Here is a 26332-nt window from a genome sequence, read left to right on the forward strand (position 1 = left end):
AAACGGGGGAATGCGGGTAATAGAATCACGAGAACAGAATAGCACAGAGAGGAGATCATCATCTCATGAGTAAAGTAGCATTTCTGCTCGCGAACGATTTTGAAGATTCAGAAATGAAGGTTCCTTATGAAGAGGTGCTGCAGGCAGGGCATCAGGCAGAGATTATCGGTCTGAAAAAGCATGAGACTCTGCTCGGCAAACAAGGAAGCGTATCTTATACAGCCGATAAGGCGATCAGTGAGGTCAAGGCCGGAGACTATGACGCTGTAGTCATACCGGGGGGCTCTTCTCCGGAGAATCTTCGTCTAAGCCCTGACATTCTGCAGTTTGTCAAAGAGGCAGACGGAGCAGGCAAGCCCATTGCCGCCATCTGCCACGGGCCGCAGATTCTGATCAGCGCCGATCTGCTGAAAGGCCGCACACTCACATCCTATCCGCCGCTGAAGGATGATCTGATCAACGCCGGTGCGGAGTTCAAGGATGAAGAGGTTGTCGTGGACGGCAATTACATTACTTCACGCACACCCAAGGATGAGCCCGCATTTGTGCGTGAGCTGCTTAAGGTGTTGTAATACAAGCGTTTATACTAACCTTATTTGGGAGGGATTAACAATGACTAAGAGAATCCAAGCCTATTTCAGTACGGAAGATGCAGCAGAAGGTGCCAAGACAGCCTTAATTCCTTATGGTGTAGAGAATATGGAAGTATCCGCTTTAACGGCGCCTCTGGATAACGGAGGCCGGAACCGGCGTAATATCCTGATTCCGCTGGCCCCATACAATACGGCGACAACCGGTGCTGGAGGCGTATATGCAGCAGGAGGCGCTTCCAGCCCGGCTGCAGGAGCCGCGATTGTTCCTGCGGTTGCGGATATCGATGGGCCGGACCGTCCGGATGAGGTGCGTGCAGAGGAAGCTGATCTAGAAGGCGAAGTTCATAGCGGCGATGAGCTGAAGAACAGCGACCTGGAGCATCTCAACTATGTGATGGATCTGAAGGTGGCGGAGAGCCAGTTCAACGATGTGGTGAATGCACTTCGCCGCAAACAGGCTTATGTTGAGGTGTTTGATTAAGCAGCAGGCTGCTTGATGCGCAGGTATACGTATAGCTCCATCAGCTCCAGTCCTCCATTACGGAGGCTGGAGCTTTTTTATGAAATAGCCGTTTCCACTTGTAGACAAGGATTAAGAGATGGTGTAACCTATTGTGTAGAATTGGCTCAACTCAGCGCCCTGGACAACTTTGTGAAACGCTTTCTTTTCTGTAATGCAACTGTAACACTCCATACATGATTCCTTAATATAGCGTGTTTATAATAGAAGCATGACCCCCTTTTTTATAATATATGACGATGGACCTGCAGCAATCGGCTGCAGGTCACTTTTTTGTTTGGAGGGTGTTGGCGCTAGAGAGAGTGTGCCGGCACAAGCGGAGTGAAGCGGACTGTGAAGCGCCTATTTGTCTAAAAATCGCTAAATCGGGGCGTAGGCGGACTGACATTCCGTTATTCTGTATATTTGAGCGAATAGTGAGTCCTATGTAGGTGGATAACGGAATCTGAGTCCGGTTAAGCTGAGAATTATGAGATTTTGCCACGATAGCGGATTCTCAGTCCTTTGGGCTGAAGGTTTGCCGGGTCGCATTGCTCACAGTAGTCGCCATAGTCGCAAAAGTCACAGTAGTCGCAATAATCACATAGTCGCAGTAGGCCATAGCTTAATGAATTCAATCCTTGACTTTAGCGCAGTGGTTCAGTAGAATCTAACAGTATACGGTAAGTTATATTGTATTTGATGACGGGACCAAGTAATCCGTACCCCACAACCCCAGAGAGGAATCCCGCTGATCGCGCAGCCGTCCAGTCAAGGACGAACAGACGCTGATCCGCATGGCTGTAAGGATTCTGTTGATGAACGGATGAATGACCTCCCCGAGAACGCACGGCGAACACAGGCAGAGATGCCTTCAGTCAGTAGCCGGGGCGCGTAGGCGGGCGTTAACCGCTTAGAGCGGATCAGAAGCAGCAGCTGCTTAGGGTCCGGAATGTGGGTGGTACCACGGGTGAATTATCGGTTAGTATAATCCCTCGTCCCTGTTTGCAAGTTGAACAGGCACGGGGGATTTTTTGTTGTGCTAAGGGGTTATTTTCAGGAGGGATAGGCTGTGGCTAAAGAAAGATTCGAGAAACCTACCGGTACGCAGGATGTGCTTCCGGGTGCAGTGGAGAAATGGCAGGTCGTGGAGGCCAAGGCCAGAGAGCTCTGCCGCCGCTTCAATTACCGGGAGATCCGCACACCGATGTTTGAGCATACCGGGCTGTTCGAGCGCGGAGTGGGCGAAACAACGGACATTGTAGAAGGCGAAATGTACACCTTCAAGGACAAGGGCGACCGCGATCTGGCGCTGCGTCCCGAAGGGACAGCCGGCGTTGTGCGCGCTTATGTCCAGAACAAGCTGTACGGGGAGCCGGATGTCAGCAAGCTGTATTATATCGGACCGATGTTCCGTTATGAGCGTCCGCAGGCTGGCAGATACCGCCAGTTCCACCAGTTCGGGATTGAAGCGTTCGGCGCTGTAGACCCGGCCATCGATGCCGAAGTCATCTCGCTGGGGTATCAGTTCTACATCGACCTCGGGCTGAAGGATGTGCGTGTGGAGCTGAATTCCGTCGGCAACGCGCCGAGCCGGGCAGCCTACCGCGAGAAGCTGCTGAATTTCCTGAGACCGATGAGAGAGAATCTGTGCAGCGACTGCCAGCGGCGGATGGATCGCAACCCGCTGCGTGTGCTGGACTGCAAGGTCGACCAGGACAAGTTCGGCGGGGCTCCGTCCATTCTGGACAGCCTGGATGAGGAGTGCACTGAGCATTTTGCCAAGGTAAGGGGCCATCTGGATGTGATGGGGGTAGAGTACAGCATCAATCCCCGGCTGGTACGCGGTCTGGATTATTACACGCATACAGCGTTTGAGTATAAAGCGGCTGGCATCGGCTCCATCGATACGGTGGGCGGCGGCGGCCGGTATAACGGTCTCGTGGAAGAGATCGGCGGGCCGGATCAGCCAGGCATCGGCTTCGGGATCGGCCTGGAGCGGATTCTGCTGATTCTGGACAATCAGGGCGTGGAGCTAGAGGCGGCGAAGCCGCTGGATGTCTACTTCATCGCCCTGGGCGAAGCTGCTGATCTGGAGATTACGAAGCAGCTGTTCCACCTGCGCAGCCTTGGCTTCTCTGCCGAGCGCGATTATCTCGGGCGGAAGATGAAGGCACAGATGAAGTCGGCCGACCGCATGGCGGCCCGATATACGGCGATTCTCGGCGAGGACGAGCTGAACAGCGGCGTGATCGCGCTGAAGTCGATGGAGACCGGCGAGCAGCGGACGGTGAAGCTGGACGAGCTGGCGCAGGCGCTGATTCAGAATTAGGCGGATGAATGAATCCGGCAAATAGCAGCGAAGAAGCGAGTAACGAGTAATAGGTAATTTTAAATGTGAAGGGGTAGAATAGACAATGAGCACAACCAGAAGCCATAACTGCGGACAATTGACGACAGCGAGCATCGGAGAGAAAGTAACACTGAACGGCTGGGTACAGACCCGGCGCGACCTTGGAGGCGTGCTGTTCATTGACCTGCGCGACCGGACAGGGATTGTACAGATTGTCTTCAACCCCGACTATTCCGGGGAAGCGCTGCAGATTGCTGATAAGGTACGCAGTGAATACGTCCTGGCTGTGAGTGGTACGGTGGTGAAGCGCGATGAAGAGACGGTGAACCGCAACCTGCCGACCGGTGAGATTGAAGTGCAGATTACGGATATCGAGGTGCTGAATGCAGCCAAGACGCCTCCATTCTTCATCGAAGACGGGGTGGAAGTGGACGAATCCCTGCGCATGAAGTACCGCTACCTCGATCTGCGCCGTCCGGAGATGCACAAGACGCTGCTGCTCCGCTCGAAGGCGGCGAAGATTTTCCGTGATTTCCTCGATGGCGAGGGCTTCATTGATGTAGAGACTCCGATTCTGACCAAAAGCTCGCCGGAAGGCGCCCGTGACTATCTCGTGCCCAGCCGTGTACATGAAGGCGAATTCTTCGCGCTTCCGCAGTCCCCGCAGATCTACAAGCAGCTGCTGATGGTCGGCGGCATCGAGCGTTATTACCAGATGGCCCGCTGCTTCCGCGACGAGGACCTGCGCGCTGACCGCCAGCCGGAATTCACCCAGTTCGACATCGAGACCTCGTTCATGCCGCAGGATGAGCTGCTGGCGATGATGGAGAAGCTGATGCAGCGCCTGCTGAAGGAGACGGTCGGGGTAGAGGTATCCGCACCGTTCCAGCGGCTGACCTATGCTGAGGCTATGGGCAAATACGGCTCCGACAAGCCGGATCTGCGCTTCGGCCTGGAGCTGGTGGAGATGAATGATATTGTTGCCGGCAGCGGCGTGAAGGTGTTTGCTTCCGTGATCGAGAAGGGCGGAGAAGTGAAATGCCTCAACGCCAAGGGCTGCGGCACCTGGACACGCAAGGAGATCGATGATCTCGGACCGTATGCTGCCCGTTACGGCGCGAAGGGACTGGCCTGGATTCAGGTCAAGGACGGCGAATTCAAGGGACCGATCGTGAAATTCTTCTCCGAAGAGGAAATCGCGGCTGTCAGAGAGCGCACCGGTGCTGAAGAAGGCGACCTGCTGCTGTTCTCCGCCGACACGAAGAAGGTTGTAGCGGATGTGCTTGGCGCACTGCGCCTGAAGATTGGCCGCCAGCTCGGTCTGATCGATGACAGTGTATTCAAATTCGCCTGGGTGACGGAATTCCCGCTGCTCGGCTATGATGAGGACCAGAAGCGTTATGTGGCGGAGCATCACCCGTTCACCCGCCCGATGGATGAAGACCTGCACCTGTTCGATACCGATCCGGGCGCAATCCGCGCGCAGGCGTATGACCTGGTATTGAACGGCTACGAGGTAGGCGGCGGCTCCCAGCGTATCTACAAGCGTGACGTTCAGGAAAAAATGTTCGACGCGCTCGGCTTCACGCAGGAATTGGCCTATGAGAAGTTCGGCTATCTGATGGATGCCTTTGAATACGGCACGCCTCCGCATGGCGGCATCGCGTTTGGCTTCGACCGCCTGATTATGCTGCTGGCCGGCCGCACCAACCTGCGTGAGACGATTGCCTTCCCTAAGACGGCAAGCGCCACCGACCTGCTGATGGATGCACCGTCCCCGGTAGATGCCGGACAGCTGGAGCAGCTTCACATCAAGCTGGCACCGAAGCCGGAGAAAGACAAGAAATAAATCAGAGGAGGCTGACATCATGCTGAATCAGTTCTCACGGACAGAGCTGGCGATCGGGCCCGAGGGCCTTGCCGTCATGAAGAACAGCACGGTAGCTGTGCTGGGAATCGGCGGCGTCGGCGCTATGGCGGTGGAGGCGCTGGCCCGGACCGGCATCGGCCGGATTATCCTGATTGACAAGGACTCCGTGGACATAACCAACATCAACCGGCAGCTTCATGCACTGACAACGACCATCGGCCAGAACAAAACCGATCTGATGGTCGAGCGCATCAAGCTCATTAATCCCGAGTGCGAAGCGATTGCACTTAATATGTTCTACACCGAAGAGACCTATGAAGAACTGTTCAAGTACAAGCCGGATTATGTCATTGATGCTTCGGACACGATTATCTATAAGATTCATCTGATCAAGGAATGTCTGGCCCGGAAGATCCCGATGATCTCCAGCATGGGGGCCGCCAACAAGATGGACCCGACCCGCTTCCAGGTCGCTGACATCTCCAAGACCACGGTGGACCCGATTGCCCGGGTGATCCGTACGAAGCTGCGTAAGGAAGGCATCAAAAAAGGGGTCAAGGTGGTATTCTCCACCGAGACTCCGGTGAAGCCGCGGGAGGATGTCACGCAGCAGATTGTTCCGGAGAACGCGCCCGACCGGCGCAAGGCGAAGCAGCCTCCGGCCAGCAACTCCTTTGTGCCGCCGGTGGTAGGTCTGATTATGGTCAGCGTAGCGGTACGTGAGCTGCTGGCTTCCGGCGGCATCACCTTGGAATAAAGCCTAATCAGGATAGAAGATCAAAGGGCGTGCAGCCGGCTTCCGGCTGTATGCCCTTTTATTACGGCTTGAATTGGACATCATACAAGATGAACTTTAAGTTTACGTTCAATAGCGGAGGTTAAGACATGAAAGCGAAATTTTGGCGGAATAGCCTGGGGATGGAGCCCGGCGACAACTGGAAACGGGAAGTGTCGGCTGGTATCCTGGCTTATTTTGCTTCAGTATATATTGTAATGGTCAATGCGGCGATTCTGCAGGATGCCGGGATGCCGCTGCGCGCCGGAATGGTTGCCACCCTCCTGACGGCAGTGACAGGCTGCCTGCTGATGGCATTTGGCGGCAAAACACCGATTATCGTGGTCCCCGGCATGGGGATCAATGCTTTTTTCACGTATACGCTGGTGCATTCCATGAAGCTCGACTGGCGTGAGGCGCTGGCCGTGGTGGTGGTGACGGGTGTGATCTTCGCGATCGTAGCCTTCACCTCGTTCTACCGCATTCTCAGCGATGCGATTCCGCATAACCTGCAGCACGCGATTACGGTGGGGATCGGGCTGTTCCTGACCTTTATCGGCCTGCAAAAGAGCGGGATTGTCATTGCCCACGCCACCACCTTCGTCGCCATCGGGCATTTCAGTGATCCGGCGGTGATTACCTCGGTGGTTACGCTGCTGCTGGCACTGGTGCTGTTCATCCGCGGTACGCGCGGCGGCCTGCTGATCAGTATGATCGCGGGCACAGCCCTGGCCTATCTGCTGGGGGCAGCTCATCCCCCGCAGAGTACCGGCTCCGGGCATCTGTTCAGCGGGTATGGCGGGGTGTTCGCCAGCATGGACTGGAGCGGATGGGTCAGTCTTGTGTTCTGGATTGCAGTATTCTTGCTGCTGCTGATTGTGGTCTTCGAGAACATCGGGCTGATCGCTTCGCAGACGCTGATGGCCGGACGCCCCGAACGCTTCAAAAGCAGTCTGCGGGCGCTCTCCCTCGCCAACATCGCGGCAGGCCTGTTCGGCAGCAGTCCGGTGGTAGCTGCGGCGGAATCTACGGCCGGGATTGCTGCAGGCGGGCGCTCCGGCTTCACTCCGCTGGTCTCCGGCGTGCTCTTCGGCGCAACCTTCCTGTTCATCCCGCTGCTGGCGTATGTGCCGGACAGCGCCATCGCACCCATCCTGATCGTGATTGGCGGCCTGATGGTCCAGAGTGTGCGGGAGATGGATTTTGCCGATATGACCGAGCTGTTCCCGGCGTTTCTCATTATGGTCATGATTCCCTTCACCTACAGCATTGTGGACGGCATGGCCTTCGGCTTCATCACCTACCCGGTAGTGAAGCTGGCGACAGGCAGGGGGCAGGAGGTTCCTCCGGCGCTGTACGGCATTGCCGGCCTGTTCGTTGCGAACTTCGTGCTCCATGCGCTAATGGGCTGACCGTGTACGGAGGAAAAGTATGGTGTTCCTGGTCCTGTTGTGATATGATAGGCTGCTCACACAACTTAGGTGCATGCTTCCGGAGCGAGTTATGCTCGTAGAGATTCAGGAAGGGAATGCCCGCATAACTTTTAGGAGGTAACTGAAATTGGAGGACAACTTTCAAAGTGCCTATCAAGAGGAAGAAGACAGGCTGAACGGGACGCTGGCAGAGATTGACGCTACTCTGGAGCGTTTGCGTAACACACCGGTGTACACGGGGCACGACTACACGGAGCAGGTGCTGGAGGATTCGCGGGAGCAGCGGCGCAAGGATCTGGCCAAGCTGAGACAGGAGCCGTATTTCGGACGGCTGGATTTCCAGGGCAGTGACGAAGAGGAACGCAAGGCGCTGTATATCGGCAAAATCGGCGTAGACCGCGAGCAGGTAAGCGACCGGCCGCTAGTGATTGACTGGCGGGCCCCGGTGGCGAGCCTGTTCTATTCTTTTACCGGAGGAACGGACCCGGCCTCTTATGAAGCACCGGAGGGGCTGATTGAAGGACTCGTCTATCTGAAGCGCAACGTGGTAATCCGTAAGCAGATTCTGGAGCGGGTCGCAGATACATATAACCGGGACAGCGATGCCCCGGCGGTATCGGATGAATTCCTGGTCTACCGGCTGGGCGAGAACAAGGATAACCGGCTGCGGGATATCGTCTCGACGATTCAGGAGGAGCAGGACAAGATTATCCGGGCGGCGAAGAATACGGCGCTGATTATCCAGGGGGTGGCCGGCAGCGGCAAGACGACCGTGGCACTGCACCGGCTGGCCTTCTTGTTGTATCAGTACAAGGAACAGGTCTCGGCGGAGAAAATGATTATTTTCGCCCCGAACCGCATGTTCCTGGATTATATTTCGGATGTGCTGCCGGAGCTGGGCGTCGGCAATATCGCCCAGAGCACCTTCCCGGACTGGGCAGCCGGAGTGCTGGATGTCACATTGCCGGAGCAGGATGCCTCGGAGGTCATGAGCCGCTGGTTCGAGACGGAAGGGGCGATGCCGGCCCTTACGGAGGAGACTCCCGGACGCTTCAAAGGCTCTACGGTGCTGATGGGCGTCATTGAAGCCAGCGTGAAGCGGCTGGAGACAAGCGCCGTCCCCGAGGGGGACTTCAGCCCGTGGGAAGGGGCGGTGCTGAAGCGCTCGGTAATTCTGCGCTGGCACAACGAGGAATACGCGCCTTATCCGCCGGCGAAGCGCAAGGAACGGGTAATGGCGCGGATTCACCGCTGGATCGAGATGGAGCTGAAGAAGAGCCCTTCAGCTGCCGCGATGAAGGACCGCAAGAAGAAAGGCGTAGCGCGCGAGAAGGCCTATAGCGCCAAGTGGCCGAAATACGAGCCGCTGAATATCTACAAGCAGATCTTCCGGGCGGCAAAAGCTCCGGAGGACTGGCCGGCGGGGGCACCGGAGGAGATTCCGCCAGCGGTGCTGAAGGAGACGGTCAAGGAGCTGAAGAAGGGGATTCTGCGTGAGGAGGATCTGCCTCCGCTGCTCTATATTCATTATCTGCTGAACGGCAGCGAAGGCACGGACCGCTTTGATCATATCGTCATCGATGAAGCGCAGGATTTCTCCCCGTTCCAGATTGCTGTACTCGACCTGTATGTGAAGGGGCATTCCTTCACGATTCTCGGTGACTTATCCCAGGGGATTCATGCCTATAAAGGCGTACATGCGTGGTCTGAGATGCAGACGCTGTTCGATGGAGAACATACCGCATACCATGCACTCACCCGCAGCTACCGTTCAACAATGGAGATCATTGAGTTCGCCAACGGCATTCTGTCAGCAGGGGTAGGCAGCGAACTGCTGGCTGTGCCGGTCTTCCGCAGCGGTAATCCGGTACGGCTGATCGCCTATGATGAGGCGCAGCCGGATGCTGCAGAGGGAGCGGCGGACAAGCGCTTCCGCGCCATCCGGCAGGCGCTGGCCCAGCTCTCCGGGCGCGAATACCGCACGGTGGCCGTGCTGACCCGCAGCCTGCGGGAGGCTTCGGAGCTGTACGCCGGGCTTAGCGGTCAGTTCGCTGATCTTCATCTGATCGACGGCAGTATGACGGAATACCGCGGCGGCTTGTCGGTGCTGCCGGTCTACCTGTCCAAGGGGCTGGAGTTCGATGCCGTCATCCTGGCGGACGCTGACAGCGCCCACTACGGGGCGGCAGCCTGGGATGCCAAGCTGATGTATGTCGGCTGCACGCGTGCGCTGCATGAGCTGTGGCTGCTGCATGACGGCGCGCTTCCTCCTTATGTACAGCTGAGCGGAGACGGGACGGCCTCCTGATCACAAATACAAAGAAACCTCCTATTGGAGAATGGCTGATGAGATGGCCATCTCCAGCGGGAGGTTTCTTCATATGCTTCGTTATCGTATTCTTCGTATTTCGGGGAATCAGGCCTTGTCCTTCGCATCAATCTGGAACCGCTCTACCTGACTCTGCATATCCGCAGCCATGCCGGAGAGCGCTGAAGCGGAGGAGGTGATCTCCTCCATGGATGCGAGCTGCTCTTCGGTAGCGGCGGTTACGCTCTGGAAGGAGTCCAGCGCCGCCCGGGCGATGGTTGCCATCTCCTGCACGGAGGCTGCCACCTCTGAGCTGCTTGCGGACATCTGCTCCGTGATCGCGGAGACCTCATGGATCTGCTCACCCACCTGGCGGGTAGACTGTTCGATCTGCCGGAAGGCTTCGCCCGCTTCCAGGGTGAGCGATATGCCCTGCTCCACATCATGGGCCACCTGATGCTTCATGACCTCATAGGCGCTGGCGATGAGGCCAACCATCTCCGAGATGGTCTCCTGGATTTGTCCGGCGCTGAGGTTCGTGGCCTCCGACAGCTTGCGCACCTCGCCGGCCACCACTGCGAAGCCTTTGCCGTGTTCTCCGGCACGGGCCGCTTCAATACCGGCATTCAGCGACAGCAGGTTCGTCTGCTTGGCAATCGCTGCGATCGCCGTGCTGGTCTCGGCGACCTTGGCGCTTAACCCGTTCAGCTCGGCGATCAGGGTACCGGAGCGCTGCACCGACTCACGGATTGTGTTCATCTGCGCTCCGACCTCCTGCATGCTGGCGTTGCCTGCGGCGACATCCTTCTCCGTCAGCAGGGCTGCATTCACAATAGCCTCAGAGGCGGAGGCGATCTTCTGGATGCCGGTGGACATCTCCTCCATCGTGGTCGCTACTTCAGCAGACGCATAGGCCTGGGTCTCCACACCCCGGGTGGAGTCTTCCACCAGCTCTGTGACATACTCTACCGCCTTGCTGTTCTCGGCTGTGCTGGCGGTCAGCTCTTCACTGGCGGCAGCGAGCTGGCCGGAGGTCTCGGCCACCTCCTGCACCATCGTCCGCAGGGAAGCGACCATAAGATTATAATTGCCGGCCAGCTCGCCGATCTCATCCCGGCGGCTGGTCTGGACCGACTCATCCAGATAGCCTTCGCTTACCCGCTTGGCGGAACGGTTCAGGCGTTCCACCGGTCCGGTAATCCGGCGGATAATCAGGAAGGTGACCACGGCAGCCGCCAGCAGGGCGGCGACCAGGACAATGGCGGACTTGTACACAATCGGATAGACCGCTCTAGTATATTCATTCTCGGGCAGCACCCCCGCCAGGGTGAATCCGGTAAGCTCATTGGTGATGTAGAAGCCGTCCATTTGCGTATCGGCGGAGGCATCCCTGTAGGAGATTTTACCTGCCGGCCCTTTGCCGGTTCCGGCTGCCATTGCGCTGCCCGCTTCGGCACCAACCTCTATGGAGGGGTGATAGACCACCTTGTTGTTGCCGTCCAGAATGAATACATAACCGCTGTCCCCAAGGTTCACATTCTTGGCCAGCTCCATAAGCTCATTCATACTGATGCTGATCGTAATGGCGCCTTTGCCGTCCGGGAACGCCCTCGACACCGGCAGGATGTAGCTATTCGTGACTTTGGAGAAAATCGGATCGATCACCGAGGTCTTCTCCGGCGTCTTGAGTGCATCTATGTACCAGTCGCGTACGCGCGGATCGTAATTATCCGGCTTGGAATCCGGCGCAAGCATATATTGGCCCTCCTCGTTGCCCAGAGCCACGATATCGACCTCAGGATGCTCCTCCTTGAACTTGTCGATCAGCTTCCGCGCTCTGGCAGGATTGGCAGAGAGGTCCGCGCTGCTCATCTGGTAGGCCAGCTCATTCACACCTGCGCTCTCCAGGAGGACTAATTGTGAGAGTGTTTTATCCAGCAGGTGAATGCTGGAGCGGGTGGTATCTTCCATTTTGGTGCGCAGGGCCGACTCCGAGGTCTGGGTGGAGATGCCGACCAGCGCCAGGGAAGGAAGCACAATTGCTGTAATAATCAGCAGCATCAGTTCAGTTCTGAGCTTCGTGATCCGGAATAGGCGCTTGGCAGATTTTGCTGGTGTTGTCATGGAAGTTCCTCCTGAATTCTGAATAGATACCCGTTAAAAAATTTTCCATATCTCAAAGTAACTAGATAATTTAATATATATTTCGACATGAATCGACTAAATAATAAGTTTTTCGTCAAAATTTTTTAGTGCAAATAGACTCGCATTTCAGTTCATTATCACGCAAGTCCGTGTGGTACTTTTCAGGTGGAGAATAACTATAATTATTCTTGAACTTGTAACCCAGGGCGGCCTGTGGCTTAATAATAAGTGTCCGGCCGGGCAAGATTACTTCTGGAAGGAGGCTGATGACGACATGTTTTCAGAATACGAGGTGGTTTCCGTCTAAGACGGAGACCTGATTAACGGGAGGCCGCGAGGCCTCCTTATGTATAAGCAGCGGCCGTGGAATTGCGCTGACTTTAATATATAGCTTAATACTGACCAACTACTGACCGACCGCAGGTTAACAATGAATGTAGACGCTGCCCGCAGGGTTTAATATAATGAATTTAGGGTTTTTACCAAATATGAGGAGAAGGAAGGAGGCAGGTGCAATGAAGAACAAGAATCATGCAGTGATCGGACGGATCGGAACACACCTGTTGAAGGAGGAAATGAAACGTGAGTTACGTCAATGGAAGGGATGTGCTCCCCCCGGGCCTGCTCGAAGAGCTGCAGAGCTACATACAGGGTGAGCTGCTCTACATCCCCAAGAGAGCGGAAGAGCGGGTAAGATGGGGCGAGAACAGCGGCTCCCGGCAGGAGATCGCCGCCCGCAATGAAGAGATTTTCTGCAAGCACCGCAGCGGCTGCTCGGTGAACGAGCTGCAGAAGAGATATCATCTATCCGAGGAAAGCATCCGCAAGATCATCTCCAAGATGCGGCTGGCCGTGAACAGCTAGTCTGGGATGCTGACAACATATGAGTTGTAATCATAGAACCACAAAGTTTAGTTCTAATCATAGAACAAAGAGCATGGCTCCCGCCGGTGGCGGCGAGGTCATGCTCTTTTTAACGTCTGCTGCAGGTATGGTATGATAGGTAAAGTAGTTATTCTATCGAAATCTTAGATGACAGCAAGGAAGTGTAGGGATGGATCTATTCTCGCTGGGAGAAGACAACGGGAACGGCCGGCTGCTTGCCGACCGGATGCGGCCCGGCAATCTCGATGAATATATCGGGCAGGAGCATATTATAGGCAAGGGCAAGCTGCTGCGCAGGGCGATTGAAGCGGACCAGGTGTCCTCGATCCTGCTGTACGGGCCTCCGGGCTGCGGCAAAACCACTCTGGCCCATATCATATCACACCACACGCAAGGCGAGTTCGTACGGCTGAATGCGGTGGAGGCCTCGGTGAAGGATGTACGTGAGGTGATTGAACGCGCTCATAGCAACAAGGCGCTGTACGGCTCGAAGACGATTCTGTTCCTGGACGAGGTGCACCGCTTCAACAGCTCCCGCCAGGATGCGCTGCTGCCGGCGGTGGAGCAGGGGACGATTATCTTCATCGGCGCGACGACGGAGAACCCGTTCCACTATGTGAACGGGGCCTTAATGAGCCGCTCGACCCTGTTCCAGCTGGAGCCTCTGAGCAGCGGGCACAGCCTGCTGGCTATGAAGCGGGCGCTGGCCGATGAACAGCGGGGCCTCGGGTTCATGGACCTGAAGGCGGATGAGGATGCGCTGGAGCATATCGCCGCGATGGCGAACGGCGATATCCGCCGGGCCTTGAATGCGCTGGAGCTGGCGGCGATGACGACGGCCCCGGAGAAGGACGGCAGCGTGCATATTACGCTGGAGGTGGCGGAGGAGTCGATCCGCCGCCCGATTGTGAAGGCGGACGAGTCTACGCAGTATGATGTGCTGTCCGCCTTTCACAAGAGCATCCGCGGGTCCAGCGATGCCGCTTTGTTCTGGTTCCTCTATGCGGTGGAGAAGCTCGGGATGGACCCGATGACCTTCATCCGCCGCCTGATCGCCGCCAGCAGCGAGGATATCGGCCTGGCGAATCCCCAGGCGATGGTCCAGGCGGTCAGCGCGCTGGAGGCTTACCGCAATAACGGCTGGCCGGAGGCGAAGCTGAATATTGCGCAGGCCATTCTCTTCGCCGTGGAGAGTCCGAAGTCGGACGGCGTGGTGAAGGCCATCGCGAACGTCATGGGCACCCTGGAGGAGCTGAAGTCGGCCGAGGTGCCGCTGCATCTGCGGGATACGCATTACAAAGGGGCCGCCCAGCTCGGCCACGAAGGCTACCAGTACCCGCACAACTTTCCCGGCCATTATGTGAAGCAGGATTATCTGCCGAAGACGATTGCCCGGAAGGTGTTCTATCAAGCCACCGAGCAGGGCAATGAGGCGAAGATCCGCCACAACCAGCAGCTGCGCCGCGGGCAGTAACTCCTTTACCACCGTATGTCTTTCATACGGTGGTTTTTTCTTTTTGCGGTGCGGGCAAGTATCTGCGTGGATACATTACGCCGGATGAGCGCGCGCGGGCCGAATGTATGCGGAAAAGCGACTACATTCCGCCGGATGGAGGCGAGCGGACCGGATGTATGCGAAGTTGCTGATTTTGTTCTTTTAGAGCCGATTCGACGGACAGGAAGCGCCCCGCAGGCGATAAATATGCTGGAAAGCGGATGTTTTTGCTGGAAAACGTATATTTTTCACAAAAAATAATTGTAAATATATAGAATTAAATTCCTGTATGTGGTATATGTGTAGATAGGGATTTGTTTTCCTTAATTTGTAATAAGGAGGCGGTGAATGGGATACCGTGGGTGAATGTCTGCAAAGAGCATTTGGGGAGGTATTGTGGGTGTGTCCAGTCAAGCTGGATGGACTGACAAGAAATCGAAGGGAGATGAGAAAGGATGAAACAAAGCAAACGGAAGACCGGCTTTATCGCAACCCTAAGTCTAATGTTAGCCTGCACGATTGTTTCGGGGACGGCGGTCCGCCCCTCGGTCAGCGAAGCGGCATCGGCCGGATACAATTATGCAGAGGCGCTGCAGAAATCCATCTATTTCTACGAGACCCAGCGTTCCGGCAAGCTGCCGGAGAACAACCGCGTGGAATGGAGAGGCGACTCGGGACTGCAGGACGGTGCGGATGTCGGCCATGATCTGACGGGAGGGTGGTATGATGCGGGAGATCATGTGAAATTCGGATTTCCTATGGCGTACACCGCTACGATGCTGGCCTGGTCGGTCTATGAGTACAAGGACGGTTATGTGCAATCCGGGCAGCTTGATGAGATTCTGGATAATATCCGCTGGGCTACTGACTATTTTGTGAAAGCGCATACCGCGCCGAACGAGCTGTGGGGCCAGGTTGGTAACGGAACAGCCGATCATAACTGGTGGGGACCGGCGGAGGTTATGCCGATGGCACGCCCGTCCTACAAGATCGATGCTGCACATCCCGGCTCTGATCTCGCTGCGGAGACTGCTGCCGCTCTGGCCTCGGCTTCGATTATTTTCAAGGATTCAGATCCCGTTTATGCGGACAAGCTTCTGGTGCACGCCAAGCAATTATACAACTTCGCCGATACGTACCGCGGGGCTTACTCCGATGTCATCACCGACGCCAAGCAGTATTACAATTCATGGAGCAGCTATGCCGATGAGCTGAGCTGGGGCGGGGTATGGCTGTACCTGGCGACCGGCGAGCAGAGCTATCTCAACAAGGCTGTTGCTGCCAGCGATCTGTGGGGCACCAACCAGGCCGGAGACTGGGGCTATCAATGGACCCAATCCTGGGATGACAAGCATTATGGGGCGCAGCTCCTGCTGTCCCGCATCACGAACGATCCCAAATTCATTCAATCTACGGAACGTAACATGCAGTTCTGGACGACCGGGGTTAACGGAACCTCTGACCGGGTGACGTATACGCCGGGCGGACTGGCCCACTTGGATCAGTGGGGAGCGCTGCGTTATGCGGCCAATCAGGCGTTCATGGCTTTTGTCTATGCAGACTGGGTGACCGATCCCGTGAAAAAAAATACCGCCCAGACCTTCGCAGAACGGCAGATTAACTATATGCTCGGCGACAATCCGCGTAACAGCAGCTATGTTATCGGCTTTGGCGCAAATGCGCCTAAGCATCCTCATCACCGGACCTCACACGGCTCCTGGGCCGACAGCCAGACTACTCCTGCGAACCACCGCCATGTGCTGTACGGTGCTTTGGTCGGAGGGCCATCCCAGACGGATGCCTATACGGACTCGATCAGCGATTATGTCTCCAATGAAGTTGCAACCGATTACAATTCAGCCTTCACCGGCTCCCTGGCCCGGATGATGATGCTTCACGGGCAAGGCCAGCAGCCGCTCGCGAACTTCCCGGCTGCTGAAACGCGCGAGGATGAAATGTTCACCGAGACCTCGGTGAATGCCAGCGGCAGCAATTTTGTGGAGATCCGCGCAATTCTGAATAACCGTTCGGGCTGGCCGGCACGCTCCAGCAGCCAGCTGTCTTTCAACTACTATCTGGACATCAGTGAAGCTGTTGCAGCAGGGTATGGTCCTGAAGATATCACGGTTAAGGCAGGAGGCTACAACCAGGGAGCAACCGTGTCACAGCTGCAGCCTTACAATGCAGCAAATCATATCTATTACACCAAAATTGATTTCTCCGGCACCCCGATCTATCCGGGCGGACAGTCTGCTTACCGCAAGGAGGTCCAGTTCCGCATTGCCGGACCGCTGAACACCACCTTCTGGGATAACAGCAATGACTTCTCCTTCCAGGGAGTAGCCGCCAATGCTTCCTCTGCCACGAAGAATCCGTATATCCCGGTATTCGATGCAGGGGTCAAAGTGTACGGGGAGCTGCCTTCCGGCGGCGGAAACCCCGGCGAGCCTCAGGTTCCGGCCCGTCCGTCCGGCCTCCAGGCCGTAGCCGGCAATGCCAGCGTAGCCCTGAGCTGGACGCCGGTCAGCGGAGCTTCCAGCTATACGGTCAAGCGCTCGCTGGTGAGCGGCGGACCGTACACTACAGTTGGTACGGCAACGTCAGCGGTCTATACCGACAGCGGTCTGACGAACGGAGTGGACTACTATTATGTGGTAACTGCAACGAACAGTGTAGGCGAGAGTACAGCATCTGCCCAGGTGACCGCCAAGCCGCGCGAAATTACAGTGCCTGCCGGCGCTCTGCGCGTGCAGTACCGCACCAATGACACCAGCCCCGGGGATTCCCAGATCCGCAGCCAGTTCCGGATTGTGAATACGGGAACTGAGGCTATTCCGCTCAGCGGTCTGAAGCTGCGTTATTATTACACCGTGGACGGAGACAAGCCGCAGGAATTCCACTGTGATTACGCCCAGGTCGGCAGCGGCAACGTGAGCGGAACCTTCGGGAAGCTGAGTACGCCTGTGGCGCTGGCTGATTCTTATTTGGAGATTTCTTTTGCCGCAGGGGCAGGAAGCTTGGCTCCGGGAGCAGACAGCGGGGAGATTCAGATACGCTTCAATAAATCGGATTGGACTGCCTATAATGAGAACAATGACTATTCGTACGGAGGAACCCAGGCAAGCTTCGCAGATTGGGATAAAGTGACCCTGTACCGCGGAGGAACGCTAGTCTGGGGCTTGGAGCCCTAAAACCATTTGAGAGAGGAAGAATGCCGAAATGATAAAGCTGAGTTCATTCAAGAAACCGCTTTCTATCGTGCTGAGTGCTGTCCTCACCTTGTCTCTCACCAGCGGGATTATCAATTTCCATCCGGGTACAGCCAAGGCGGCGTCGGTGGAGAAGACCAGATTCCTGCAATTATATGATCAATTGAAAGATCCGGCCAGCGGCTATTTCTCGTCAGAGGGCATCCCGTATCATGCGGTGGAGACCCTGCTGAGCGAGGCCCCGAACTACGGGCATATGACGACCTCCGAGGCGTACAGCTACTGGATGTGGCTTGAAGTGCTGTATGGCTACAATACCGGGGACTGGAGCAAGCTGGAATCGGCCTGGGACAATATGGAGAAATACATTATTCCAATTAACGAAGGCGACGGTGTGCAGGAGCAGCCGACCATGAGCAGCTACAACCCGAACAGCCCGGCTACCTACGCTGCGGAGCATCCCCAGCCGGATCAGTATCCAAGCGCGCTGAACGGCAAGTACACTCCCGGCAAAGACCCGCTGGATGCGGAGCTGAAGGCCACCTACGGCAATAACCAGACCTATCTGATGCACTGGCTGGTGGACGTGGACAACTGGTACGGCTTCGGCAATTTGCTGAATCCCTCTCATATCGCGAGTTATGTGAACACCTTCCAGCGGGGCGTGCAGGAATCGGTCTGGGAGGCCGTGTCTCACCCCTCACAGGATGACAAGACATTCGGCAAACCCAACGAAGGCTTCATGAGCCTGTTCACCAAGGAAAATAGCGCTCCGTCCGCCCAATGGCGCTACACGAATGCTACAGACGCCGACGCGCGCGCTGTGCAGGCTATGTATTGGGCCAAGGACCTGGGCTACAACAATCCGGTCTATCTGAACAAAGCCAAGAAAATGGGCGACTTCCTGCGCTACGGCATGTACGACAAGTATTTCCAGAAGATCGGCAGTGCGGCTAATGGCTCGCCGCAGCCGGGCACCGGCAAGGATTCCAGCCAGTATCTGCTGGCCTGGTATACCGCCTGGGGCGGCGGTCTGGGCAGCGGCGGAGACTGGGCCTGGAGAATCGGCGCCAGCCATGCGCACCAGGGCTACCAGAACGTAGTTGCCGCTTATGCCTTATCTACCGCAGCAGGCGGCCTGATCCCGGCTTCGGCCACCGCCGGAACCGACTGGGGCAAATCGCTGACCCGCCAGCTTGAATTCTACAACTGGCTGCAATCCGCTGAAGGCGCAATTGCGGGCGGTGCAACTAACAGCTACGGCGGCTCGTACAGCGCGTATCCGGCCGGCAAGAGCACCTTCTACGGCATGGCCTACGAAGAGGCCCCGGTGTATCATGACCCGCCGTCCAACAACTGGTTCGGGATGCAGTCCTGGAGTATGGAGCGTATGGCTGAGCTGTACTATATCCTGGCTTCCAGCGGGGATACCAGCTCAGATAATTTCAAGATGGCCAAACGGGTCATTGAGAACTGGATTAACTGGTCCAAGGATTATGTCTTTGCAGGCAGCCGTCCGGTATCGGATGCCGCCGGCTATTATCTGGATCAGCAGGGCAACCGGATTCTGGGCGGAACCAACGCCCAGGTTGCCACGCAACCTGCCCCCGGCGAGTTCTGGCTCCCAGGCAATGTGGAGTGGTCCGGCCAGCCGAATACCTGGAGCAGCTTCAGCTCGTTCAACGGCAACAGCGGCCTGAAGGCAGTCACCAAAGATCCGGGGCAGGATGCCGGAGTGCTGGGAAGCTATGTTAAAGCACTTACCTTCTTCGCTGCAGGCACTAAGGCGGAGCACGGCAGCTACACCACGCTTGGCAACACAGCCTCACAGCTGGCCAAGTCCCTGCTCGACACTGCCTGGGGCTATAATGACGGTCTGGGGATCACCACGGTGGAGAAGCGGGCCGATTATTTCCGGTTCTTCACTAAAGAGGTCTATTTCCCGGCAGGCTGGAGCGGTACCTTCGGCCAAGGAAATACGATTCCTGGCAGCTCGACTGTACCGTCCGATCCGGCCAAGGGCGGCAACGGCGTCTATGCCAGCTACACCGATATTCTCCCGGACATCAAGAATGATCCCAAGTGGAGTTACCTGGAAGACAAATATAATACCTCTTACAACACAGCAACCAAGACCTGGGATAACGGCGCACCTGAGTTCACTTATCACCGCTTCTGGTCACAGGTGGACATGGCCACAGCCTATGCCGAATATGACCGGTTAATCAATAGCGGCAGCGGTCCGACTCCGACACCTACTGCAACAGCTACCCCGACCGCGACACCAACGGCTACCCCGGCACCAACGGCTACCCCGACAGTGACGCCGACCGCAACGGCTACACCAACAGCGACGGTAACACCGACAGCAACGCCAACGGCTACCCCGACGCCGACAGCTACCCCTACACCAACGGTGGCACCGACAGCTACACCAGTTGCCGCCAACCTGGTGGTTCAATACCGTACTAATGATACGAACGCCACAGATCCGCAATTCCGTCCGCAGCTGCGGATTGTGAACAATGGCACTACAGCGGTGGATCTCAGCAAAGTAAAGGTCCGGTACTACTACACGATTGACGGCGAGAAGCCTCAGCAGTTCAATGTTGACTATGCGGCGCTTGGCGGAAGCAATGTGCTGGGCAGCTTCGTGAAGCTGAATCCGGCGGTGACAGGTGCGGACCATTACCTGGAAATCTCCTTCAGCGCCGGCGCGGGCAGCCTGGCACCGGGAGCGAACACCGGCGAGATCCAGCTGCGCGTCAACAAGACGGACTGGAGCAATTACAATGAGGCCGATGATTACTCCTACGATCCAACCAAAACAGCCTTCACCGACTGGAACCACGTCACCCTGTATCTGAATGGCACGCTGGTCTGGGGCGTTCAGCCGCAATAGGGCTTTTGTCGGGGTAATCCAGTCCCGGCGTGACTCTCTGCCCTAACCCATCCATGACGAAGAACCTTCAACTCCACTGTTGTGGTTTTGAAGGTTCTTTTTTGATAGTGCGTGGCGTGTGAGCCAAATGTATGCGAAAAACGATCACATTAGACTGAGCACCACGCCAATGATCACCCGTTAGAAAACTTTAGTAGGCAACTTCGGCTGGGACCGCTAGTCAGGCCTGCGCCAGCGGCACGACCTTGTCGGCCGTCTCAATTGTTCCGCCGCCGAGGCAGGTGTCGCCCAGATAGAACACGACGGCTTGTCCAGGCGTAATTGCCTTCTGCTGAACGTCAAAGGCTACATGCACTGTTCCGTCCGGCTGCTTCGTCAGGGTAACGCCCTGATCGGGCTGACGGTAGCGGAACTTGGCTGTGCATTTCAGCGGTGTATCGCCCAGGGTGTCCGGGTCAATCCAGTTCACACCGGAGGCGGTGAGGCTGGTGGAGTAGAGGCTGACGTGCTTCTCTCCCTGCACAACGTACAAAGTATTGCTCTCCAGATCCTTCTCGGCCACGAACCACGGCTCACCTGTACCGGACCCGCCGATGCCGAGGCCCTGGCGCTGGCCCAGCGTGTAGTACATGAGGCCGTCATGCCGGCCTTTGACTTCGCCGGTGGCGATATCGACCATATTGCCTGACTGCGCTGGCAGGTACTGGCTGAGGAACTCGCGGAAATTGCGTTCACCGATGAAGCAGACGCCGGTGCTGTCTTTTTTCTTCGCGGTATAGAGTCCGGCCTCTTCGGCAATTCGCCGTACCTCCGGCTTCGGCAGATGCCCGATCGGGAACATGGCCTTGGACAGCTGGTACTGGTTCAGCGCATTGAGGAAATACGTCTGATCCTTGTTATTATCCACGCCGCGCAGCAGCTTGAACATGCCGTCTTCCTCCACCACCCGGGCGTAATGTCCGGTCGCGACGTAATCAGCGCCAAGCTGCAGCGCCTTGTTGAGGAATTCGCCGAACTTGATCTCGCGGTTGCACATCACATCCGGGTTCGGGGTCCGGCCGGCCTTATATTCTTCAAGGAAATAGGAAAAGACTTTATCAAAGTATTCCTTCTCGAAATTAACGGTATAGTAAGGAATATCGATTTGCTCGCAGACGCGGCGGACATCCTCGGCATCGGTCTCAGCCGTACATACGCCGGACTCGTCGGTATCATCCCAGTTCTTCATGAAGATGCCGATCACGTCATATCCCTGCTGCTTCAGCAGCAGCGCGGTAACGGAGGAATCGACCCCGCCCGACATACCGACGACGACACGGATATCCTGATTAGCTTTTGTCATCGTAATCACCATTCTCTATGCACAGAATACCGGGCTTCTCACTGAACACCCGGCTCATTGTGTATTATAACATACCTGTCTACCCCCAAACGAGGACACGCCCGCCTTAAAATACAGCAAAAAAACGCTCCAAATTGACAATTTGTCCACCACTGGCGAACAAAATCGTGAATTCTTGCGCTTTGCTGTTTCATATGTGTCCGCAGATATGATAACATAAGCTGAGAGCAGACATCGGAATACGTAGATATGCAACTAAACCGAAAGAGGTGTCCCTTTGAAAATCTCAACCAAAGGACGTTACGGATTAACCATTATGATGGAGCTTGCCCGCAAATTCGGCGAGGGGCCTACATCACTTAAGAGCATCGCCGAGAAAAACGGACTGTCCGAGCATTACCTGGAGCAGCTCATCGCCCCGCTGCGCAATGCCGGTCTGGTGAAGAGCATCCGCGGAGCCTATGGCGGCTACATTCTGTCCCGTGAGACCAGCACCATTACCGCCGGAGATATTATCCGCGTCCTGGAAGGCCCGATCTCTCCCGTGGACTTCACCGAAGAGGACGACCCGGCCAAACGCGACCTTTGGCTGCGCATCCGCGACAGCATCGCCGACGTGCTGGACTCCACCACCTTATCCGACCTGATCGACTTCAAGGAAGAGAGCCAGGCGGACAATTATATGTTTTATATTTAACAGGGACCTGAAACCTGTTGATTTCAAAGGTATTGTGCAAAAGGGTTACCCGCAAATTACCCGCATATTGAAGGTGAGTAATGAAGGCCTTCAACTCGCCCTTCTCAAGAAATTTGGGAGGGGCTTTTTTCCATTTTTGTGTTTAAAACGATTGATGTTTTATATCGTTTGTGATATATTTATGCCGAGAACGATATAATTTTTTCTTAATATACAAATACAATAAAGAGGTAATTCATGGCGGAGGTTATATTCTACTACACGGAGAAGGGGAATTCAGAAGTTGAGAAGGCCCTAATCGAACTTAACGAAAGTGCTAAGAGGGGAAATCGACAAGCTGAGGCAGCGCTTGATTCGATTTATTACGCACTAGAAATGGTCGAAAGTGGGATGCCTCACTCAAGGCAACTCGAAGGTCCACTTTACGAAATACGAGCCAAGCGACATCGGATTACGTATTTTCGATGGGAGGGTTACATAGTGCTTCTGACGATATTCCTGAAAAGCACACAACAAACCCCAAGACCTGAAATTGACAGGGCCCGAAAACGAAAGAAGGATTGGATTGCAAGGGAAGGCTCGTAAAGTAGTGAAGCGGGTAGAAGGCAGGAAGGCGAATGGAAAACCTTTACCCGATTAAAGTGGAGGTGATTGCATGAAAAATAATAAAGAATTCAAAACGTGGAGTAACTTCAAAAAAGAACTGGACTATAAGTCTGAGTATGAAAAAAAAGTGATCAGTGAGATGGCGAAATTGGTAGTACAGATCACCAACAGACGTAAGTCCTTGGGTCTCACACAAGCTCAGGTTGCTGAACGAGCCGGGATAACTCAAGCTCAGGTGGCAAGGTTAGAGACTTCTTCTTCAGTTCCATCCATCGAAACAGTTATGAAAGTAGCAGTTGCCTTGGATATGACTGTTGGCCTGAATGCAGTCGATGAACAATCGGCAGCAATGATGGCTCGCGCCTAAGATCTTTTAAAGTAACATGTGTGAATATTAATCCGTCTTATTATAGGGAGTCCCTGCCAGGGCTCTTTTTCTTTTTATTAACGTGGAAGTCGAAAACGCATGAAAGCCCCTTAAGCCATCCGGCCTGGAAGGGGCTTTTAACTATATCTGATTAAGGCCCGTAGCCCTGTTAAAGCAGTTCACCGAACACCTTTGTTTTTTTGAAAGTTGCTCTTATATACTCCAACGTTAAATAAATGCTTTCTTTATTCTCAATTTGAGTTTTAATGACATAATTGATTTCACCCAACTCATGTTTTTCCTTTATGATATCTGAAAACTGAATTTCCAGCATGAATAGCGAATGTATTGCCCCCGCAAGAGAATTGCGAAGAATTTCTCCGGCTAAAAAGCTTCTCATCACTCGCCCGGCCTCATCCCGAATGCTACTGAGAACAACTGCTCTTTCAACTGTTTTTCGCATAGCAATCCTCCTGTATATGCCCGTCTGCTGATTGTATCTCCCAAACGATTTATGTTAGGATTGAGTGGAGAGCAGGAGGTGCAACTCCTACTCTCGGGGAACCTATTTACGTTTGCCGCCGTGGCTGCGTTTGGTTCCTTTTTCTTTTGCCTCTTCTACCTTTGTTATCTCCTTTTTGGTCTTCGTCCAGCGTCACCGCTGTTGCTAAGTTGACTAATGTAATGGAGAGCTGCCCCCAATCTTTCATAGCCTTGTTCACCTCCTCACTGTATTTGACACTATATAGGTGTCATTAACGTTTATAATATAACATGACTCTTTATGAGAGTCAATGATTTATTGACACTTTTTAAGTGGCATTGTATGCTTGTCCCATGAGGTGATTTTATGGGTGAGGTTCATTCCGGACTTAAGCTACTTGTAGATGCAAGTGGTAAGTCTATCCGGCAGGTGGCCCGAGATATTGAATACCGATTTGAAACAATCCGAAAAATGTACAATGATGAGCTGAGACACTATCCAAGCGACCTACTGGCTAAACTCTGCGATTATTTTGAATGCGAGATAGAGGAGATACTGATTTATGAAAAAGAGCCACCACAGGAGTAATCCCGTGCGGCTCTTTTTTACGCTGAAAAAGCCCAGCTTATTCACCGGGCTTATCCTTCTTCGTATGGTATGCCTTGGCCGCTTCCTTGCGCTCCAGCAGATCAGAGCGGAAGAATAAGCGTTCGCGGCTTGTCTCCTTCACCGGCTTCAGCTTCCCGTTCTTCACGAAGCCGTGAATATTTTGCCGGGAGGATTCCAGAATCTCCATCGCTTCCGAGACGCCGCAGACTTCACGGGAGATCCAATCGGCCAGTTCTTCTTTGCTGTTGAAGGTGTACATTACCAACCAACCTTTACTAAAGTAACTACGGTGAGCAGCAGGGCAATGACGCTGAAGGTGAAGGAAGTATAGATTATAGTTTCATACGTCTTTTTGGTCATGTTGACAGCTCCTTAAGCCTTAGATTTATATGAGATATGTTAATTATTCCAATTTAATTAACGTTTGTAAAGTATGTATTTGGATTTGTCCGGTCAAATGATCGGAGGGTAGGCTTGAGTTGTTTCCTTTCGTGGTATAATCCTATTGGGAGCCGCAAGGCTTGCTGTCCGTGAAAATCAAGTAGATGCTAAATTGCAATCTGAAGGCAGGCGCACCGGAAGAAGTAAAGCCGCTCTATGAGAAGCTGAAGGCAGATATGAAAAAGTCAGATGATAGAGCATTTCCGAAGGATGGAACTATCCCGAAACTATAAGCCGCTCCAAAACATGGGGCGTGCTTTTTTCATACCACCTTTTTGATATTGCAGACGAAGACCCTTTGGGCCATCCCGGCTCTGAAGGGTCTTTTATCTATAGCTGATTAAGCTTGCTCTCAGGCGCATCACCGTTTGCTACACGTCTTATGTTATCGATGAAGAAATCATATCTCTTCCGATGAAATTTCCGGGCATCGGGCATTCCAGCGGTATGGGGAGTGAGGATCACGTTACTCAGATCGCGCAGCTCACTGTCAAGGGGAAGCGGCTCGGATTCATATACATCCAGGCAGGCGCCTGCAAGCTCCCCGTTTTTTAACGCCTCAATCAAGTCGGACTGGTTAACAATCCCGCCGCGGGCCGTGTTGATGAACAGAGCGCTATCCTTCATTTTCTCAAAGGCCGCCTTGTTGATCAGGTGTCTGGTTTGCTCATTCAAGGGTACATGCACGCTGATGATATCCGATGTGCGTAGGAGCGTATCGAGATCCGTCATTGTTGCCAAGCCGTCAGCTTGGACCACAGTCCTTCTGGCATGAGCCAGCACCTTCATATCAAAAGCGCGGCAAAACGCAGCCACCTTCCTCCCGATAGCGCCCAGACCGATAATCCCGATCGTCTTCCCCTGCAGCTCACTTCCTGTATACTCCAGTTGATGTTCATCCAGCTTGTTCTTCATGAAGCGATCCAGGAACGGGATGTTCTTATAATAAGACAAGATCAGAGCCATTACGTGCTCGGCCACCGCCTGTGCATTGACGCCCGCCGCGTTGGCTACCCAGATCCCAAGCTCTGTACAAGCAGTGATATCGACATTGTCATATCCAGCACCCGTCTGGACTAACTTCAATTGCTTGGCGTCAGCCAGCAGGTGGCGATCTACTTTAATATGTTCAGGGATGAGGACCTGGCAGTCTGCAATATGCTGGAGCATTTCCTCTCCGGGCGGGACCACTACAACGTTCCATTCTTGCGGAAAATGCCCTGTAATCTTCAATTGCGCGCTCTCGCTGAAATGGCCGACGATGAGAATCTTCATGGCGAATCCACCTTTCACTTGGAAGCAAACCGGATCGGCTGGCC

General features: G+C 54.7%; 21 protein-coding genes. 15 read left to right on the top strand and 6 right to left on the bottom strand.

Going from position 1 to position 26332, the window contains the following annotated elements:
- The first annotated feature begins 65 nt into the window (after positions 1–65).
- The 7 genes from K1558_RS20005 (at position 66) to K1558_RS20035 (ending at position 9831) form a co-directional block, all read left to right on the top strand.
- Positions 66–572: a type 1 glutamine amidotransferase domain-containing protein gene (locus K1558_RS20005; protein ID WP_238653425.1), complete on the top strand. Its 507-nt coding sequence runs from the start codon at positions 66–68 to the stop codon at positions 570–572.
- Positions 573–612: 40 nt separating this feature from the next.
- The gene (locus tag K1558_RS20010; RefSeq protein WP_238653426.1) at positions 613–1074 is read left to right on the top strand and encodes a hypothetical protein; all 462 of its coding nucleotides are present in this window, start codon (positions 613–615) and stop codon (positions 1072–1074) included.
- 1090 nt (positions 1075–2164) lie between these two features.
- Positions 2165–3424, top strand: coding sequence for a histidine--tRNA ligase (gene hisS / locus K1558_RS20015; protein ID WP_238653427.1), 1260 nt, complete (start codon positions 2165–2167; stop codon positions 3422–3424).
- Positions 3425–3509: 85 nt separating this feature from the next.
- A complete protein-coding gene (gene aspS / locus K1558_RS20020) occupies positions 3510–5294 on the top strand; it encodes an aspartate--tRNA ligase (RefSeq protein WP_238653428.1) in 1785 nt (594 codons plus the stop codon).
- Between the two features lie 19 nt (positions 5295–5313).
- Positions 5314–6072, top strand: coding sequence for a tRNA threonylcarbamoyladenosine dehydratase (locus K1558_RS20025; RefSeq protein ID WP_238653429.1), 759 nt, complete (start codon positions 5314–5316; stop codon positions 6070–6072).
- A 128-nt stretch (positions 6073–6200) separates the two neighbouring features.
- Positions 6201–7502: an NCS2 family permease gene (locus K1558_RS20030; protein ID WP_238653430.1), complete on the top strand. Its 1302-nt coding sequence runs from the start codon at positions 6201–6203 to the stop codon at positions 7500–7502.
- A 148-nt stretch (positions 7503–7650) separates the two neighbouring features.
- Positions 7651–9831, top strand: a complete 2181-nt coding sequence (locus K1558_RS20035; protein WP_238653431.1) for a HelD family protein — start codon at positions 7651–7653, stop codon at positions 9829–9831.
- A gap of 108 nt (positions 9832–9939) precedes the next feature.
- On the opposite strand, the gene K1558_RS20040 is transcribed toward K1558_RS20035, so the two are convergent.
- Complete coding sequence (locus K1558_RS20040; RefSeq protein ID WP_238653432.1) at positions 9940–11955, bottom strand: methyl-accepting chemotaxis protein; 2016 nt, start codon at positions 11953–11955, stop codon at positions 9940–9942.
- Between the two features lie 603 nt (positions 11956–12558).
- Here K1558_RS20040 and K1558_RS20045 point away from each other — a divergent pair.
- The 4 genes from K1558_RS20045 (at position 12559) to K1558_RS20060 (ending at position 20467) form a co-directional block, all read left to right on the top strand.
- Complete coding sequence (locus K1558_RS20045; protein ID WP_238653433.1) at positions 12559–12840, top strand: CD3324 family protein; 282 nt, start codon at positions 12559–12561, stop codon at positions 12838–12840.
- A gap of 190 nt (positions 12841–13030) precedes the next feature.
- Positions 13031–14335 carry a replication-associated recombination protein A gene (locus K1558_RS20050; RefSeq protein WP_238653434.1) on the top strand — a complete coding sequence of 435 codons (1305 nt, stop codon included), beginning with the start codon at positions 13031–13033 and terminating at the stop codon, positions 14333–14335.
- 476 nt (positions 14336–14811) lie between these two features.
- A complete protein-coding gene (locus tag K1558_RS20055) occupies positions 14812–17547 on the top strand; it encodes a glycoside hydrolase family 9 protein (protein WP_238653435.1) in 2736 nt (911 codons plus the stop codon).
- A 28-nt stretch (positions 17548–17575) separates the two neighbouring features.
- A complete protein-coding gene (locus K1558_RS20060; protein ID WP_238653436.1) occupies positions 17576–20467 on the top strand; it encodes a glycoside hydrolase family 48 protein in 2892 nt (963 codons plus the stop codon).
- 220 nt (positions 20468–20687) lie between these two features.
- Here K1558_RS20060 and mnmA read toward each other — a convergent pair whose 3' ends face one another.
- Positions 20688–21809, bottom strand: coding sequence for a tRNA 2-thiouridine(34) synthase MnmA (gene mnmA / locus K1558_RS20065; protein WP_238653437.1), 1122 nt, complete (start codon positions 21807–21809; stop codon positions 20688–20690).
- Between the two features lie 277 nt (positions 21810–22086).
- On the opposite strand from mnmA, the gene cymR reads away from it, so the two are divergent.
- The 3 genes from cymR (at position 22087) to K1558_RS20080 (ending at position 23479) form a co-directional block, all read left to right on the top strand.
- Positions 22087–22506: a cysteine metabolism transcriptional regulator CymR gene (gene cymR / locus K1558_RS20070; RefSeq protein WP_238653438.1), complete on the top strand. Its 420-nt coding sequence runs from the start codon at positions 22087–22089 to the stop codon at positions 22504–22506.
- 237 nt (positions 22507–22743) lie between these two features.
- Positions 22744–23091, top strand: a complete 348-nt coding sequence (locus K1558_RS20075; RefSeq protein ID WP_238653439.1) for a type II toxin-antitoxin system RelE/ParE family toxin — start codon at positions 22744–22746, stop codon at positions 23089–23091.
- A gap of 70 nt (positions 23092–23161) precedes the next feature.
- Positions 23162–23479, top strand: coding sequence for a helix-turn-helix domain-containing protein (locus tag K1558_RS20080; protein ID WP_238653440.1), 318 nt, complete (start codon positions 23162–23164; stop codon positions 23477–23479).
- Between the two features lie 169 nt (positions 23480–23648).
- Here K1558_RS20080 and K1558_RS20085 read toward each other — a convergent pair whose 3' ends face one another.
- Together K1558_RS20085 and K1558_RS20090 are read right to left on the bottom strand one after the other, a co-directional pair.
- Positions 23649–23942: a hypothetical protein gene (locus tag K1558_RS20085; protein ID WP_238653441.1), complete on the bottom strand. Its 294-nt coding sequence runs from the start codon at positions 23940–23942 to the stop codon at positions 23649–23651.
- A 106-nt stretch (positions 23943–24048) separates the two neighbouring features.
- Positions 24049–24189, bottom strand: a complete 141-nt coding sequence (locus K1558_RS20090; RefSeq protein WP_238653442.1) for a hypothetical protein — start codon at positions 24187–24189, stop codon at positions 24049–24051.
- A gap of 140 nt (positions 24190–24329) precedes the next feature.
- Here K1558_RS20090 and K1558_RS20095 point away from each other — a divergent pair, with 140 nt between their 5' ends.
- Complete coding sequence (locus K1558_RS20095; RefSeq protein WP_238653443.1) at positions 24330–24551, top strand: helix-turn-helix domain-containing protein; 222 nt, start codon at positions 24330–24332, stop codon at positions 24549–24551.
- Positions 24552–24588: 37 nt separating this feature from the next.
- Here the strand turns inward: K1558_RS20095 and K1558_RS20100 are convergent, their stop codons facing one another.
- Together K1558_RS20100 and K1558_RS20105 are read right to left on the bottom strand one after the other, a co-directional pair.
- Positions 24589–24831, bottom strand: a complete 243-nt coding sequence (locus K1558_RS20100) for a helix-turn-helix domain-containing protein (RefSeq protein ID WP_238653444.1) — start codon at positions 24829–24831, stop codon at positions 24589–24591.
- A gap of 512 nt (positions 24832–25343) precedes the next feature.
- Positions 25344–26288, bottom strand: a complete 945-nt coding sequence (locus K1558_RS20105; RefSeq protein WP_238653445.1) for an NAD(P)-dependent oxidoreductase — start codon at positions 26286–26288, stop codon at positions 25344–25346.
- Between the last annotated feature and the right edge of the window lie 44 nt (positions 26289–26332).

Source organism: Paenibacillus piscarius (assembly GCF_022234545.1).
Taxonomy (GTDB): Bacteria; Bacillota; Bacilli; order Paenibacillales; family Paenibacillaceae; genus Paenibacillus_AQ; species Paenibacillus_AQ piscarius.

Bases quoted from the DNA above. Each gene is read 5' to 3' on its own strand.
- K1558_RS20005 (WP_238653425.1), top strand. From the start codon at position 66: ATGAGTAAAGTAGCATTTCTGCTCGCGAACGATTTTGAAGATTCAGAA.
- K1558_RS20010 (WP_238653426.1), top strand. From the start codon at position 613: ATGACTAAGAGAATCCAAGCCTATTTCAGTACGGAAGATGCAGCAGAA.
- aspS (WP_238653428.1), top strand. From the start codon at position 3,510: ATGAGCACAACCAGAAGCCATAACTGCGGACAATTGACGACAGCGAGC.
- K1558_RS20025 (WP_238653429.1), top strand. From the start codon at position 5,314: ATGCTGAATCAGTTCTCACGGACAGAGCTGGCGATCGGGCCCGAGGGC.
- K1558_RS20030 (WP_238653430.1), top strand. From the start codon at position 6,201: ATGAAAGCGAAATTTTGGCGGAATAGCCTGGGGATGGAGCCCGGCGAC.
- K1558_RS20040 (WP_238653432.1), bottom strand. From the start codon at position 11,955: ATGACAACACCAGCAAAATCTGCCAAGCGCCTATTCCGGATCACGAAG.
- K1558_RS20050 (WP_238653434.1), top strand. From the start codon at position 13,031: ATGGATCTATTCTCGCTGGGAGAAGACAACGGGAACGGCCGGCTGCTT.
- K1558_RS20055 (WP_238653435.1), top strand. From the start codon at position 14,812: ATGAAACAAAGCAAACGGAAGACCGGCTTTATCGCAACCCTAAGTCTA.
- K1558_RS20060 (WP_238653436.1), top strand. From the start codon at position 17,576: ATGATAAAGCTGAGTTCATTCAAGAAACCGCTTTCTATCGTGCTGAGT.
- mnmA (WP_238653437.1), bottom strand. From the start codon at position 21,809: ATGACAAAAGCTAATCAGGATATCCGTGTCGTCGTCGGTATGTCGGGC.
- K1558_RS20075 (WP_238653439.1), top strand. From the start codon at position 22,744: ATGGCGGAGGTTATATTCTACTACACGGAGAAGGGGAATTCAGAAGTT.
- K1558_RS20080 (WP_238653440.1), top strand. From the start codon at position 23,162: ATGAAAAATAATAAAGAATTCAAAACGTGGAGTAACTTCAAAAAAGAA.
- K1558_RS20085 (WP_238653441.1), bottom strand. From the start codon at position 23,942: ATGCGAAAAACAGTTGAAAGAGCAGTTGTTCTCAGTAGCATTCGGGAT.
- K1558_RS20090 (WP_238653442.1), bottom strand. From the start codon at position 24,189: ATGAAAGATTGGGGGCAGCTCTCCATTACATTAGTCAACTTAGCAACA.
- K1558_RS20095 (WP_238653443.1), top strand. From the start codon at position 24,330: ATGGGTGAGGTTCATTCCGGACTTAAGCTACTTGTAGATGCAAGTGGT.
- K1558_RS20100 (WP_238653444.1), bottom strand. From the start codon at position 24,831: ATGTACACCTTCAACAGCAAAGAAGAACTGGCCGATTGGATCTCCCGT.
- K1558_RS20105 (WP_238653445.1), bottom strand. From the start codon at position 26,288: ATGAAGATTCTCATCGTCGGCCATTTCAGCGAGAGCGCGCAATTGAAG.